Here is a 15,299-nt window from a genome sequence, read left to right as displayed (position 1 = left end):
TTATTTATTGTTTAATTTCTAGAGGCAAACAGGGTCTGATCATCAGACACCCTGTATTTGTATTTCAGAAAAATTCTTGTTGGATTTAAAACGTAAAGAATGATGGTCATCTATCGTATAGTCTTTAATTTCCATACCATCTACGGTAACCTTCTTCACTCCAAAAGGAATGCCAATTAATCGGTAATTATACCATTCGTAGTTTGGTGTATATAAGCCTTCCAGTTTTTGCTGTATCAGCAGCTGCTGATCTGTTCCTTTTACAATGAACTTTTTCTCAGAATAGATATCCTGCTCGTAAGCAAAAGTATCTCCGTGATCTTCAAATAAAAACGAATTCACCTCATAGTTAGCGTAATAGATATTTAACAAAACTTCATCTATATTTTTCTCCCCAACATATTGCATCACGGGATATTCCGGGATCACAGAGCCTGCCCTGATAAATATTGGCATATCTTCCAGTGGGGCATCAATCAAATGTTCTGCTTCGCCGGCCAGCAATTCATGTGTCCAGAAATTATACCATTGTCCTTTGGGCAGATAAACCGTCCTCGAAACAGCTCCCTGTTCCAGTATCGGACACACCAATATCTTGTCTCCGAAAGCAAATTCATCCTGTCTGAAGTGATTCGCTACATTTTCCTGTTCCAGCATTACTAACGGCCTGAGGATAGGAAAACCATAACGGTGATGTTCCCAGAATACAGAATACAGGTAAGGCATCAGCCTGTACCTCAGCTCAATAAACTTACGGTTGATAGTGGTAAAAGGTTCTCCAAAACTCCATGGCTCCCTTTCAATGGTATCTCCGGCAGAGTGTGCACGCATAAACGGAGAAAATGTTCCCAGCTGAATCCATCGCGTAAACAATTCTCCATCGGGCTCTCCGCTAAAACCGCCAATATCAGTTCCACAGAATGGAACACCCGAAACAGACATCCGCTGGCATTGTATATTTCCTATTTTTAAATGTTCCCAGCTCGCTACATTGTCACCCGTCCATACACAGCCATAACGCTGCATCCCGGCATACCCGGCGCGGGTGATGGTAAATGGACGTTTGTTGCGCATCAATTTTTTCAGTCCGTCATAAGTAGAACGCACCATCTGCATCCCATAAACATTATGCGCCTTACGGTGCGAACCCCTAAAACCATCATAATTATGACGTACATCGTTCGGGAAAGTTCCTGCACCAAAAACTGCCGGCTCATTCATATCATTCCATACACCGGCAACGCCCATATCTACCAGTTCTTTATACAAACCGCCCCACCATTCACGAACTGTAGGATTGGTAAAATCCGGAAACTGGCACCGGCCAGGCCAAACATGGCCCTCCATAAAATAATCATCACTTCTTCTGCAGAAGTAATTGTTTTCTTTACCTTCTTTGAATACCCAGTAATTATCATCTACCTTAATTCCCGGATCAATCATTACTACCGTTTTAAATCCGTCATCGGCCAGTTCTTTGATCATCTTACGCGGATCAGGAAAATGCTTCTTGTTCCAGGTGAAACAGCGGTAACCGTCCATGTAATCGATGTCAAAATAGATCGCATCACAAGGGATCTGGTTAGAGCGGAAACCATGGGCCACCTCTTTTACTTTGGTTTCAGGATAATAACTCCATCGGCATTGGTGATAACCTATGGCCCATTTAGGCGGCATAGGATGTGTACCCGTGAGCGACTGGTAACGTTTCACTACATCCATCATATGCGGGCCGTGGATGTAATAATATTGCAGTTCACCACCATCTGCCCAGAAGCTGGTTTTGTCGTTATCTTCCTTTCCAAAATCAAAATAAGAGCGAAAGGTATTATCAAAGAAAATACCGTAAGCGGATGACTGATGAACGCCGGTATAAAAAGGAATGGTCCGGTATAAAGGGTCCTGATCCCAGGCAAAAGAATAAGCATCGGTATTCCAGTTCTGGAAATGACGACCGCGCAGGTTCATATTGCCCGACTTATCTCCCAATCCGAAGAAGTTCTCCTCAGGGAAACATTTTTTGGTCGCAAAAACATAATAACCCCCAAATTCTGCATTTTCCTCCCAGTGCATCGGAGATGCATCTTCGCTCATCACTATTTCTGTCAGGTTTTCCGTAAAAGATACTTGGAAATCACTTTTCCTGATTCTGCAGGTGATCGTATTCGTAGCGATGGTATAAAAATCCTCGAGTTCTACCATGTGAAAGATACTCACTTTCTGATCCACTACCGGAACAGCATAAGAAAAATCATCCAGAAAAACACCGTGTGGTGCCAGTCTGACCCGGATAATTTCATCGCTCACCACCCTCACTTCAACCCGGGCTTCCCCATCCGAAAAGAAAAACCGGTTACCCTCCTGTTTTACGCTTTGTACTTGTGTAAGATATTTTTTAACAATCGGTTTTAAATCAAGTACCGGGTTGTTTAAATGCTGAATAGTTTCTTCTACTATCTCTTTAATATTTTCGTTGTCCTTTATTTCGTTCCCTTGTTCTTCCATAAAAATGGTGCTGTAATGTCGATATATACTAAGATCATCTGATTGATAGATCTAAAGTGTTAAATATTATACCAAATGACAAGGTTTATGCAGATTATAATTCCATTAACGCATAATGTGATTAGCTATAAAACTCCCTTTCAGCCCTTTCCGTTCAGATTTTTAAATCCCCCATTTTGGTGATTAGATTTGATGAAGAGCAGAGTTTTAGCTATATTAAGCTGGTTAATGATTGTTAAAATCCAGACAAAGATTCGTAATCTTTTCTTTTTATCTTAAATTGCCGTAGAATAAAAAAACAAGTACCAGCGCTGAAAAAAGACAATACTATCACATGAGGAACAAATTCAAAGCGTTTATATGCGTCATCATACCTGTATTACTGGCATATGCGTTAAATACAAAATTTGGCAACCTGCCTCCACTCCTCAAATTCTTAAATCCATTTACAGGATTTTGGCAAAATGCCGAAAAGGTTAGTATTCAAAAAAACAGAAACCTGGTGTTAAAAGGAACGCATGAAAAGGTAGAGGTAGTTTTTGACGACCGGATGATACCGCATGTATTTGCTAAAAATGATCATGATGTATATTATGCGCAGGGTTATGTTACCGCCATGCATCGCCTGTGGCAAATGGACTTTCAGACACTATATGCTGCAGGAAGGCTTTCTGAAGTAGTTGGCGCTAAAGCCGTCGAACTGGATAGGTACCAGCGCCGGATGGGTATGGTCTATGGTGCAGAAAACTCTCTCAAAGGAATGATGGCAGATCCAAAATCGAGAGAAATGATCATGGCTTATACTGACGGTATCAATGCTTACATTCATTCTCTCTCCAGATCAGAATTTCCTTTAGAATATAAATTGCTTGATTTTAGCCCTGAAGAATGGACGCCCATTAAATGTGCCCTGTTATTGAAGCAGATGTCTGCTGTATTGGCCATGGGATCTGATGAATTTTACATGACCAATATCCTGAAGAAATTTGGTCCCGAAATTACCAGTAACCTGTTTCCTGATTATCCTTTCAGGGAAGAACCTATCATCCCTGTTGGCACCCAATGGAATTTCAAACCACTGCCCATACCTCAAACACCTGTTTCTTTTACCGAAATGACAACAGGCAAAGTGCAGCCTAAACAACTGGAAGATGGAATAGGCAGTAACAACTGGGCCATATCCGGTGCTAAAACTTTATCCGGTTATCCTATTCTGGCCAACGACCCGCATTTGAATTTGACACTGCCGTCTATCTGGTACCAGATACAACTAAATGCCCCTGGATTAAACGCTTATGGAGTTTCCCTGCCCGGTGCACCGGGTATCATCATAGGCTTCAATGAACATATTGCCTGGGGTGTAACCAATGTCGCTGCAGATGTGCTGGATTTTTACCAGATCAGGTTCAAGGACAGTACCCACAAGCAGTATTGGTATAACAACCAGTGGAAAAATACTTCCGCCCGACTGGAAACGATCAAAATAAGAGGCTCACGCGATGAATCGGATACGGTAATTTATACCCACCATGGCCCTGTAGTCTACTTCCAAAAGCCCAAAAAACTGTCCATGGCAGCAAATGTGCCAACAGGCGATGCCCTGCGATGGATAGCCCATGAACGTTCCAATGAACTGATGACCTTTTACTACCTTAACAGGGGAAAAAATTATAACGATTACCGGAAAGCACTGGTTTACTATACCGCTCCGGCACAGAATTTTATTTTCGCTTCGGCGGATAATGATATCGCCATTACAGCAAATGGAAAGTTTCCGCTAAAATGGAAAGACCAGGGGAAATTCATTCTGGATGGTGCAGATCCAAAAAATGACTGGCAGGGATGGATACCTCCATCACAAAACCCTACAGTAAAAAATCCGCCGCGTAACTTCGTCAGCTCGGCCAACCAATCATCTACCGACCAAACTTATCCTTATTACATCAACTGGGAGTTCGGCACCTACACCAGGGGCAAAAGGATCAACGACAAATTGAAGGTGATGAAAAATGCTACGGCAGACAGCATCAGGCTCATGCAAAGTGATTCATACAGCATTTTAGCACAGGATGTACTGCCAGCACTGATTTCCAGGGTAAATACCGGTCAGTTAAATGCTACACAAAGAGAAGCATTGCGCCTGGTTACCAAATGGAACAAATCTTTCTTTGCCAAGGCTATTGGCGCCAGTATTTTTGACCTGTGGACCAAACGCCTGTTTTATGACATATGGAATGATGATTTTACCATTGCAGCTGTCCCTATGCGTTATCCGTCACAAGACCGTACTGTTGAGCTGATCTTAAAAGACCCAGATTCCAAATGGTTTGACAACGTGAATACGCCTGCAAAAGAAACACTGAATGATCTGGTAAATGAATCGCTGAAATATACCTGCGACAGCCTGGAAAAAAAATATGGCCCTATTGGTAAAGACTGGCAATGGGCAAATGTGAAACAAACACATGTCCCGCACCTGGCCAATATCCCGGGAATGGGTTCCAAAACCTTAATGATAGGTGGTGCAAAAGGAACAATTGATGCGCTAAGTGAAGCCAATGGCCCCTCATGGAGAATGGTGATTGAACTGGGTAAAAAACCAAAAGGTCACGGTGTATTTCCCGGTGGTGAATCGGGTAACCCGGGAAGCCCTTTTTATGATAATATGATCGATACCTGGGCTAGCGGTAAATTATATGATCTCTACCTGATGTCCTCTCCTGCCGATACAAGAGCTAAAGTCATTTCTAACCTAACAATTTCAGAAAAGTAACCTATGGTTTTTCTTATTATACTGTTCGCATCTTTTGTATTGCAGCTGGTTTTACCCTGGTGGGTGATCGTGATCATTTCATTTGTCACCTGTGGCCTGGTGGGGAAAACCGGAAAAGTCTCTTTCTGGCATCCTTTCTTTGCCATCGTTGTATTATGGACAACTATGGCCTTATTCAAAAGCCTGCCCAACCACAATATCCTTGTTTCACGTATTGCAGTAATGTTTGGCTTAAATATATGGTGGTTAATCCTGGTTATTTCCAGCATACTGGGTGGTCTCACCGCAGCCATTTGTGGCTATTGCGGTTATCAATTTAGAAAAGCAGTGCTGTTAAATAAACCAATGCCTAAACATTAATTTGTATTTTTGCAGTGTGAAAATTTCAATTCCTTCCATTTTTTCTATCCGCAACGAAGAGCAGTTCAATGAAACTGCACTGGCTATATTTAAACATCAGGCAGCAAATTGCGAGCCCTATCAGCAGTTTATCAATCATCTGAATATAGATTCTGCGGGGATAAATGAAGTAGATAAAATTCCTTATCTGCCGATTAGCTTTTTCAAAACCCATCGTATTGTAAGCAATACGGATACAGAAGAAATCATCTTTAGCAGTTCCGGCACTACAGGAATGGTGCAAAGCCGCCATTTTGTAACCGATCTGAAAGTGTATGACGACAGTTTTAATCTTGCTTTTGAACATTTCTACGGCAAAATAGAAGACACCTGCCTGCTGGCATTACTGCCATCTTACCTGGAAAGGGATGGTTCATCACTCATTTACATGGTAGATGCATTGTTAAAACAGAGTAAACACCCGGACAGCGGTTATTTCCTGCATAACCATGAAGAGTTATATCATAAATTGATGGCCCTGAAAAAAGCAGGGCAGAAAACAATACTGATCGGCGTGACTTATGCACTGCTCGATTTCCTGGAAAAACACCAGCTAAATTTCCCCGAACTTATTGTCATGGAAACAGGCGGCATGAAAGGGAAAAGAAAAGAAATGGTAAGAGAGGAACTTCATCAGGTACTGAAAAGCGGCTTTGGCGTAGATGCCATTCATAGCGAATATGGAATGACAGAACTGCTCTCACAGGCTTATTCTTTAGGGGAAGGCGTTTTTGATTGTCCAAACTGGATGAAGATCGTGTTAAGAGATACAAACGATCCGTTAACCTTACTCAATTCTCATCAAACAGGAGGAATCAATGTAATTGATCTGGCCAATATCAATTCCTGTTCATTCATCGCTACACAGGATCTTGGACGCTTATTACCGGGCGGATCTTTTGAAGTACTGGGAAGGTTCGACAATGCCGATATCAGGGGATGTAATCTTCTCGTACAATAAATCCGGAGCAGGTAGAAAAATTCAAACCCGGCTGTCCCTGCATCAGGAACAGCCGAATCAAAATATCTTATTCTGCAATCAGCAGGAAATAGTTCTTTTTACCTTTTTGTACAATAATATATTTATCACTGATCAGGTTACTAGTGTTATAAATTGTACCAATTTCAGTCACCTTCTCTTTGTTAATGCTTAATCCGCCGCCCTGAATTGTTTTCTTCACCTCTCCTTTAGAAGGAAATACGGTGGTTTTTTCTGCCAGTAAAGTAGCAATATCAATGCCTTCGCCCAATTCCGCACGGCTTACAGGAAACTGTCCAACGCCTTCAAAAATTTCCAGCACATGCTCATGGCTTAAAGTTTCCAGAAAGGACAGTGCGCCGTTGCCAAATAAAAACTCAGAGGTTTTCAAAGCAGTTTCCAATGCTTCTTCAGAGTGTGTTCTGATGGTGATATCTGTAGCCAGTGCTTTCTGTAAAATTCTTAAATGTGGTGCTGCATCATGCTCTTCTTCCAGTTTCTCCAGTTCTTCCTTACCCAGTAAAGTAAAAATGCGTATCCATATTTTGGCATCAGCATCTGTAGCATTCAGCCAGAATTGGTAAAACTTATAGGGAGATGTTTTTTCAGGGTTCAGCCAGATCGCACCGCTTTCTGTTTTTCCAAACTTAGTACCATCAGATTTTTTGATTAGCTGCGTAGTCATGCCATAAGCTGTTCCGGCATCTTTTCTCCTGATCAGTTCTGTTCCGGTAACAATATTTCCCCACTGATCTGATCCGCCCATCTGTATGCTGCAATTATGGTTTTTCCACAAATAGTAGAAATCATATCCCTGCACCAGCTGATAGCTAAATTCGGTAAAGGACATGCCCGTTTCGCCTTCAAGGCGTTTTTTGACACTGTCTTTTGCCATCATATAATTCACCGTGATGTGTTTACCTACATCCCTGATGAAATCCAGAAAGCTGAAATTTTTAAACCAGTCGAAGTTATTCACCATCACGGCTCCATTCCCTTCATTACTGAAATTTAAGAACTGCCTTAACTGTTTTTCTATGCCTGTCAGGTTAACCGCCAGCGTTTCATCATTCAATAAATTCCGTTCGGCAGATTTCCCCGAAGGATCGCCAACCATTCCGGTAGCACCGCCCACCAATGCAAAAGGCTTATGCCCTGCACGCTGAAAGTGGATTAACGTCATGATCTGAGTAAGGTGACCAACATGTAGAGAGTCTGCGGTAGGATCAAAGCCAATATATCCGGAGCACATGCCTTCATTTAATTTATCCTCTGCATTGGGCATGATATCGTGTAACATGCCTCTCCATCTTAATTCATCAACAAAATTGGTCATTATTCTATAATTTTGGCAAAGATAAGAAAAGCCTTGTTAAAAAATTTCTACTTTTAGAGCGATGAACTTCCTTTCCCATTTTTATTTCGAGCGCCAAAACCCTAACGACTATATCGTAATGGGCGTAGTATTGCCCGATCTCATTAAAAATGCGAACAAGGAATGGAACCTTAATCCGCAAAAAGATGAGTACCTGTACCGCGATGTACCTGAGTACGACTCGATATTGACCGGCTGGAAAAGGCATTTGGAAGTAGACCGCCTGTTCCACAACTCCGATTTTTTCAAGGAGCAGACAGCTATTTTAAAACAGCTCATTCTGCCTGTCCTGCATATTGGCCCGGTAAAACCCTTCTTTTTAGCACATATTGCATTAGAGCTGGTACTTGATCATTTACTGTTAACCCAAGACGAGGTTAACGCAGATCATTTTTACCACCAGCTGGGCCAGGCAAATTCGCCTTCGCTCAGTGGATTTTTGAGACTGGCAAAACTGCCTGATCAGCCCCGGTTTGACCTATTCCTGGGTAGTTTCATCTCCAGTCGTTATGTTTTCAGTTATGAAAAGATGGAGAATATTACCTATTCGCTGAACAGGATCTGTATGCGTTTATGGTCGGAACCCTTCACTGAATCGCAAAAGGAACTGCTGAACGAACAACTGGAACAATTTAAGAAGCAGCTGCAGCACAATTACCTGCACATCTTTGATCAGATCAACAGGGAACTCAATAAAAATAACTTCTAAGATCAGCCGATTTATTACCTTCGCTTTATGTCACAATTATCTGTTAAGGACACTATGGATGCATTGGTTGCCGAACTCAACCAGCACAGTTATAACTATTACGTGCTGGCCATGCCTACCATTGCCGATTATGAGTTTGACAAAAAACTCGAAGAATTAAGCAAACTTGAGAAAGAACATCCTGACTTTGCCGATCCGGATTCGCCTACGCTTAAAGTTGGAGGCGACATCACAAAGAATTTTGTCACTGTTAAGCACAGATGGCCAATGCTTTCTTTGGGCAATACCTATAATGAACAAGACCTCCGTGATTTTGATGAACGGATCAAAAAGTCTATTGGCGATAATTTTGAATATGTATGTGAATTAAAATTTGATGGTTTATCTATCAGCCTGAGTTATGAGAACAACCAGCTGGCAAGGGCTGTTACCCGCGGGGACGGCACTAAAGGTGATGACGTGACTTCCAATGTGAAAACCATCAGCAATATCCCTCACCATCTTAAAAAGGCTAATACCCCTCCTCTTTTTGAAATCAGGGGCGAGATCTTTATGCACAGGGCCGCTTTTGAAAAACTGAACAAAGAAAAAGAAGATATAGGTGAAGTGGCTTATGCCAACCCCCGCAATTTTGCTTCGGGTACCATAAAAATGCAGGATCCAAAAGAAGTGGCAAAAAGACCATTGGATGCTTTTTTCTACTCTTTGAATACAGAAAAAGAATATTTTAAAACACACTATGAAAGCCTGCAGGCATTAAAATCCTGGGGATTTCATACTTCTGAACATACCAAACTGAGCAATAGCATAGATGAAGTGCTGGATTTTATCCACCACTGGGAGCAGCAGCGCTTTAAGCTCAGTTATGACATCGATGGGATCGTGATCAAAGTAAACAGTATCAGCCAGCAGCAGGAATTGGGCTTTACAGCTAAATCACCGCGCTGGGCAATCTCCTACAAATACAAAGCGGAAGAAGTAGAAACGATCCTGGAAAGGGTAAGCTACCAGGTTGGCCGTACCGGTGCGGTTACTCCTGTTGCAAACTTAAAACCAGTACAGCTGGCCGGAACTACAGTTAAACGGGCTACACTGCATAATGCGAATGAAATTGAGCGGCTGGACCTCCATGTGGGCGATAGTGTGTTTGTGGAAAAAGGCGGAGAGATCATTCCAAAGATCATCAATGTCAATGTGGAAAAGAGAAAACCAGATGCAGAACGCGTGATCTATCCTACAACCTGCCCTGAATGCGGAACCACTTTAATCCGCAAAGAGGGCGAAGTGGCTTTTTACTGCCCTAATGATGAGGCTTGCCCCCCGCAGATCGTAGGTAAGATCCAGCATTTCATCTCCCGCAAGGCGATGAATATTGACGGATTGGGAGACGAAACCATCGAATCTTTTTACCAGAAAGGCCTGGTGAAACACATCAGTGATCTATACACCCTGAAAGATAATGCCGAAGAGCTGAAAAATATAGACCGCTTTGGTGAGCGTTCTATTGAAAACATGCTTAAAGGCATTGAATTGTCAAAACAGATGCCCTTTGAAAAGGTACTCTTTGGATTAGGTATTCGTTATGTAGGGGAAACCGTAGCTAGAAAATTAGCTATAGGAACCAAAAATATAGATCGGTTAATGGAGGCTACCGCTGAGGAATTAACGGTTATAGATGAGATCGGCGGCCGTATCGCAGAAAGCATTATAGAATACTTCGGTCACCCTGCACATTTAGATCAAATTAACCTGCTGAAATCCTATGGATTACAATTTGAAGCAGAGGATACAGTGATTACACTGGAAAGTGACAAATTAACTGGAAAAACATTCGTAATTTCGGGAGTTTTTGAAAACTATAGCAGGGAAGAACTGAAAGAAATGATAGAAAACAATGGCGGAAAAATTATAAGCAGTATCTCCGCTAAACTGAATTATCTCCTTGCCGGCGATAATATGGGTCCATCAAAATTAGAGAAAGCCCAAAAATTAGATATTCCGCTGATCTCGGCGGAAGACTTATTAGTGATGTTGAAATAAAAAAAAGAAATGAACAAATTCCATGGAACAGGTGTAGCGCTGGTTACACCATTTAACGCAGATGGATCGGTAGATTACGACAGTTTAAAAAAACTGATCAACTACCAGATCGACGGAAAAGTAGAATACCTGGTATCATTGGGTACCACAGGAGAGTCGGCAACACTAAACAAGGAAGAAAAGAAGAAGATCTGGGCCTATACAGCAGAAATAAATAACGGCAGGTTGCCACTCGTTGCTGGTATCGCCAGTAACAATACAGCAGAAGTAATAGAACATATCAAAGGTTTTGAAAGTGAAGGTTATGATGCCATCCTTTCTGCCAGCCCTTATTATAATAAACCTACCCAGGAAGGGATATATCAGCATTACAAAGCAATCAGTGAGTCTACAGATTTGTCTGTATTGTTGTATAATGTACCTGGCCGTACGGCCAGTAATGTAAGTGCAGAAACCACCTGCCGATTGGCAACGGATTTCAAAAACATCATCGGAACGAAAGAAGCTTCGGGGAGTTTTGATCAGTTTAACCAGATCATGAGAGATAAACCAGAAGATTTTATGCTGATCTCAGGTGATGACCCTGTAGCCTTGCCTATGATCTCATTGGGAGCTGTGGGTATTATATCTGTAGTAGGAAATGCTTTACCCCTGCAATTCTCTGATATGATCAGGTTATGCTTAAAAGGTGATTTTAAAGCCGCTCAAAAGATTCACTTACAGCTGATCGAATTTACCCGCCTGATCTTTGCCGAAGGCAATCCCGCAGGCGTAAAAGCAGCGCTAAAGTATTTTGGAGTTTGTGGCGACCAGGTTCGTTTACCTCTGGTACCTGCATCAGCAGGTTTAAGCCAGCAAATCATTGCCCAGATAGAGCAGATCATTAAATAAAATAAGCGCCCTGGGTATTAACCGGGGCGCTTTACACACGTAAGCCAGGAACGTAGTTTAAACTTTGTTCTTGGCTTCCTGGACTTCTAAACGAATAGACTGAGCTATGTTTTTAAGATCCTGCATTCCTTTACGGACCCGCGTTCCGGCAGCACTGTTGGCCTTGTTGTAAAACTTGTCTACATCAGCTTCTAATGAAGTTACAAGCTTCTTTAAGTCATCAAATTTTTTCATCTCAAATTTACCTTTGGTTAATTGTTAGGGTTAAATTAATACTCTATTACTAATGTAAGTGCTTTAATCTAATAAATGAAAATTTCGTATAAGAATTAAAAATGATAAAACATTGTTTTTTTCCACAAAAACGAAGGTTATTCACAAATTATGGCCAAAAATAAAGCTATCTTCTTGATTTTAAGAAAGATAAAAATACATAAAAAATTAAAAAGGCCGTTTAAAGATGTTTAAACGGCCTTTTTAATTGGGTAAGAGGTTTACCTATTGAGGAGTAAATTTGTTGTCATCATAATAACCGCTTTTCAATTTTTCTGCCACTTCGCTAAAAGCTTCCAGTGTACGCTCCACATCTTCAACAGTATGTAATGCAGTTGGGATCAGCCTCAGTTCGATTAAGCCTTTCGGAATAACCGGATAAAGTACAATTGAACAAAATATACCATAGTTTTCACGAAGGTCCATCGTCAACGCTGTTGCCTGCTGTAACTCCCCTTTCAGGAATACCGGCGTAACCATCGTATTGGTTATGCCCAAATCAAACCCGCGTGCCCTTAATCCTTTTTGAAGGATCATAGCAATGTTCCATAATTTCTCTCTTAATTCAGGATTGTTTTTAAGCAGCTCTAAGCGCTTTAGCAATCCAATCACCATTGGCATTGGCAACGCCTTGGCAAAAGTCTGAGAACGCATGTTATAGCGGAAGAAGTTCGTTATTTCTTTTGTTGAAGCAACAAAAGCACCTATACCCGCCATCGACTTTGCAAAGGTTGCAAAATAGATATCTACCCCCTCAATGCTATCCTGTTCCTCATGTGTTCCGGCACCGGTTTTACCCATTGTACCAAATCCATGTGCATCATCGATTAACAAGCGGAAATTAAATTCTTTTTTCAGATCGATGATCTCTTTTATTTTTCCCTGTGCACCAGACATACCAAAAACACCTTCAGTAATTACCAGAATCCCGCCACCGGTTTGTTTCACCAGATTAGTAGCTCGTTCGAGCTGCTTGCGTGCACTTTCTATATCATTGTGTTTATAAACAAAACGTTTGCCTAAATGCAAACGCAGTCCATCGATAATGCAGGCATGAGATTCACCGTCATATACCACTACATCATTTCTGTCTACCAGGCAGTCTATGATAGAAACCATACCCTGATAACCAAAATTCAGCAGAAACGCATCCGGCTTTCCCACAAATTCTGCCAGTTCCTGTTCCAGTTGCTCATGGTATTTGGAATTTCCAGACATCATTCTGGCTCCCATTGGATAGGCCATTCCAAAATCTGCAGCTCCCTGCTCATCTGCTTTCCTTACTTCCGGGTGATTAGCCAAACCTAAATAATTATTCAAACTCCAAACCAAATGCTCTTTACCCCGAAAATTCATATGCGGAGCAATAGATCCTTCCAATTTTGGGAAAGAAAAATATCCATGAGACCATTTTTGGTGCTGGCCCAACGGCCCCATATGTTTTGCTATCTTTTCAAAAATATCCAATTTATTCGTATTTAGTTTTTTATTATCCGGGCAAATTTAAGCTTTCTAAGGCTCAAATACAAGGTCAAATAACTGACCGTAATCATTCTTAAAACGTATTTTTTGCAAAAAAAGCCTTAGCAAATATTTCGCTAAGGCTTTTTTTGCAAATATATTGACAGTTAATCAACGTTATCGTGTAGAAATGAATTGTTAGGTCTGATTTCAGTTGTACCATCTTCATCATTACTCAGGGTAAATCTCGACACCTGCGACTCAGAAGAATGCGGTACCTGCTGCAATTGCATTTGCTTACGTTTGTAAGCAGGCTCATTTTCCAGCTCTTGTAATCCATTGGTAGTACGCAACTTCATGCTCAGATCTTTTAACCTCATGATCCTTTCTTTCGATTTCTTCAACTGATCTTCAATAGATTCGTCGCTTTTATCGTCATCCAGTCCCGGTTCTGCCACTTCTTCCTGGTAAGCCTGTACCGGAGGCTCATTATAATTAGATTTAGGTGTTTCAAAAACAAAATCAGTTTCAGATACCTTTAATTCAAAATCTATAGCTGCTTCCTGTTTACTTTCAACAGAAGGAGTTTCTTCTTCTACCAAAGTATGTCTGATCACGCCGTTCTCCGGCTCTTCAGTCTTACGGCCTTTATTGTTACCGTACAGGTCGCCAAAAAGGTCGGATTGTTTGATATCCTCTTTCAGCTTCATCGTTGGCTCAGCAGAATAGCTGGTTGCTTTTGGCTCGATAAAAGAATTTACAGGTTCAACAGGTTTGATCAGCGGTGCTTCTTCAGGAGTAAGCAAAGAAATTTTCTTTACGTTCTTTTTATCCTGTGCACGCTGCTCTGTAGTCTGGAAGCCTGTTGCAATAATCGTTACCGATAATTTATCACCCAGGTTTTCATCAATACAGTTTCCCCAGATCAGATCTGCAGATAAACCTGCTTTGTCCTGAATATAATCAGTAATGATAGCAACCTCATCCATTGTTACTTCACGTAAACCAGAACTGATGTTCAGCAATATATATCTTGCACCTTCAATTTCATTATCTTTCAGCAGTGGAGAAGCCAATGCACCTTCAACAGCATTCAAAGCCCTGTTCTCCCCTTCACAGGCAAAACTACCCATGATAGATACACCGCTGTCTTTCATTACCGTACGCACATCCTTAAAATCCACGTTGATATAACCAGGTACAGTGATGATCTCTGCAATGCCTTTTGCGGCAGTGGTCAAAATATCATCGGCCTGTGCAAAAGCAGAACCTAAAGTAAGGTTACCAAATATCTCACGTAACCTGTCATTAGAAATAACCAGGTATGAATCAACATATTTTTTCAGCTCATCCAGCCCATCTTCAGCCTGCATCTTACGTCTCTTTCCTTCAAAAGAGAAAGGCGTTGTGATAATGGCTACCGTTAAAATGTCAAGTTCTTTCGCTGCCTGGGCAATGATCGGACTCGCACCTGTACCGGTACCACCACCCATTCCGGCAGTAATAAACAGCATTTTTGTGGTACTGCCCAGCATCGCTTTGATATCGTCTATATTTTCTATAGCCGAATTTTTTCCAACTTCAGGAATTGAGCCTGCACCCATTCCTTCGGTTAAACTTGCGCCTAACTGCACTTTATTAGGGATAGGACTAAACTCCAATGCCTGCGCATCAGTGTTACAAATTATAAAGTCCACACCTGCTATTCCCTGACGGTACATATGGTTAACCGCATTACCACCACCGCCACCAACACCAATTACCTTGATGATTGATGACTTATCTTTTAACATTTCAAAATACATATATTTATGAATCAGTTACTTAAAAATTGGTTTTACCTGTTCATCACTCCTTGTAATATTAACACTTTTTCCACACTAGTTATCCACAA

At 41.4% G+C, this 15,299-nt stretch carries 11 protein-coding genes; 6 read left to right on the top strand and 5 right to left on the bottom strand.

Features of this window, described 5'->3' with window-relative positions; all coding sequences use genetic code 11:
• Window positions 1–42: 42 nt before the first annotated feature.
• Window positions 43–2,505, bottom strand: coding sequence for a glycoside hydrolase family 31 protein (locus tag GSQ84_RS00140; protein ID WP_158795221.1), 2,463 nt, complete (start codon window positions 2,503–2,505; stop codon window positions 43–45).
• Between the two features lie 334 nt (window positions 2,506–2,839).
• Here GSQ84_RS00140 and GSQ84_RS00135 point away from each other — a divergent pair, with 334 nt between their 5' ends.
• The 3 genes from GSQ84_RS00135 to GSQ84_RS00125 are packed head-to-tail and all read left to right on the top strand — an operon-like array spanning window position 2,840 to window position 6,638.
• On the top strand, window positions 2,840–5,278 hold the full coding sequence (locus GSQ84_RS00135; protein ID WP_158795220.1) for a penicillin acylase family protein: 2,439 nt from the start codon (window positions 2,840–2,842) through the stop codon (window positions 5,276–5,278).
• A gap of 3 nt (window positions 5,279–5,281) precedes the next feature.
• Window positions 5,282–5,638, top strand: a complete 357-nt coding sequence (locus GSQ84_RS00130; protein ID WP_158795219.1) for a hypothetical protein — start codon at window positions 5,282–5,284, stop codon at window positions 5,636–5,638.
• A gap of 16 nt (window positions 5,639–5,654) precedes the next feature.
• On the top strand, window positions 5,655–6,638 hold the full coding sequence (locus tag GSQ84_RS00125) for an acyl transferase (protein WP_216848831.1): 984 nt from the start codon (window positions 5,655–5,657) through the stop codon (window positions 6,636–6,638).
• A 67-nt stretch (window positions 6,639–6,705) separates the two neighbouring features.
• Here the strand turns inward: GSQ84_RS00125 and tyrS are convergent, their stop codons facing one another.
• Complete coding sequence (tyrS, locus tag GSQ84_RS00120) at window positions 6,706–7,992, bottom strand: tyrosine--tRNA ligase (RefSeq protein ID WP_158795218.1); 1,287 nt, start codon at window positions 7,990–7,992, stop codon at window positions 6,706–6,708.
• Window positions 7,993–8,053: 61 nt separating this feature from the next.
• On the opposite strand from tyrS, the gene GSQ84_RS00115 reads away from it, so the two are divergent.
• From GSQ84_RS00115 to dapA, 3 genes are read left to right on the top strand one after another with little or no spacing between them, the layout of a single operon-like run.
• The gene (locus GSQ84_RS00115; protein WP_158795217.1) at window positions 8,054–8,740 is read left to right on the top strand and encodes a hypothetical protein; all 687 of its coding nucleotides are present in this window, start codon (window positions 8,054–8,056) and stop codon (window positions 8,738–8,740) included.
• Between the two features lie 27 nt (window positions 8,741–8,767).
• On the top strand, window positions 8,768–10,780 hold the full coding sequence (ligA, locus tag GSQ84_RS00110) for an NAD-dependent DNA ligase LigA (RefSeq protein WP_158795216.1): 2,013 nt from the start codon (window positions 8,768–8,770) through the stop codon (window positions 10,778–10,780).
• A gap of 9 nt (window positions 10,781–10,789) precedes the next feature.
• Complete coding sequence (dapA, locus tag GSQ84_RS00105; RefSeq protein WP_158795215.1) at window positions 10,790–11,671, top strand: 4-hydroxy-tetrahydrodipicolinate synthase; 882 nt, start codon at window positions 10,790–10,792, stop codon at window positions 11,669–11,671.
• Window positions 11,672–11,728: 57 nt separating this feature from the next.
• Here the strand turns inward: dapA and GSQ84_RS00100 are convergent, their stop codons facing one another.
• The 3 genes from GSQ84_RS00100 to ftsZ form a co-directional block, all read right to left on the bottom strand.
• Window positions 11,729–11,905 carry a histone H1 gene (locus GSQ84_RS00100; protein WP_158795214.1) on the bottom strand — a complete coding sequence of 59 codons (177 nt, stop codon included), beginning with the start codon at window positions 11,903–11,905 and terminating at the stop codon, window positions 11,729–11,731.
• Between the two features lie 264 nt (window positions 11,906–12,169).
• Window positions 12,170–13,411: an aminotransferase class I/II-fold pyridoxal phosphate-dependent enzyme gene (locus GSQ84_RS00095; protein ID WP_158795213.1), complete on the bottom strand. Its 1,242-nt coding sequence runs from the start codon at window positions 13,409–13,411 to the stop codon at window positions 12,170–12,172.
• A 161-nt stretch (window positions 13,412–13,572) separates the two neighbouring features.
• On the bottom strand, window positions 13,573–15,210 hold the full coding sequence (gene ftsZ / locus GSQ84_RS00090; RefSeq protein ID WP_158795212.1) for a cell division protein FtsZ: 1,638 nt from the start codon (window positions 15,208–15,210) through the stop codon (window positions 13,573–13,575).
• Window positions 15,211–15,299: the final 89 nt, after the last annotated feature.

This window comes from Pedobacter sp. L105 (assembly GCF_009765875.1).
Classification (GTDB): Bacteria; Bacteroidota; Bacteroidia; order Sphingobacteriales; family Sphingobacteriaceae; genus Pedobacter.
This window is presented reverse-complemented; position numbering and strand designations above follow the sequence as displayed.

Bases quoted from the DNA above. Each gene is read 5' to 3' on its own strand.
- GSQ84_RS00115 (WP_158795217.1), top strand. From the start codon at position 8,054: ATGAACTTCCTTTCCCATTTTTATTTCGAGCGCCAAAACCCTAACGAC.
- GSQ84_RS00100 (WP_158795214.1), bottom strand. From the start codon at position 11,905: ATGAAAAAATTTGATGACTTAAAGAAGCTTGTAACTTCATTAGAAGCT.
- tyrS (WP_158795218.1), bottom strand. From the start codon at position 7,992: ATGACCAATTTTGTTGATGAATTAAGATGGAGAGGCATGTTACACGAT.
- GSQ84_RS00135 (WP_158795220.1), top strand. From the start codon at position 2,840: ATGAGGAACAAATTCAAAGCGTTTATATGCGTCATCATACCTGTATTA.
- ligA (WP_158795216.1), top strand. From the start codon at position 8,768: ATGTCACAATTATCTGTTAAGGACACTATGGATGCATTGGTTGCCGAA.
- GSQ84_RS00130 (WP_158795219.1), top strand. From the start codon at position 5,282: ATGGTTTTTCTTATTATACTGTTCGCATCTTTTGTATTGCAGCTGGTT.
- GSQ84_RS00140 (WP_158795221.1), bottom strand. From the start codon at position 2,505: ATGGAAGAACAAGGGAACGAAATAAAGGACAACGAAAATATTAAAGAG.
- ftsZ (WP_158795212.1), bottom strand. From the start codon at position 15,210: ATGTATTTTGAAATGTTAAAAGATAAGTCATCAATCATCAAGGTAATT.
- dapA (WP_158795215.1), top strand. From the start codon at position 10,790: ATGAACAAATTCCATGGAACAGGTGTAGCGCTGGTTACACCATTTAAC.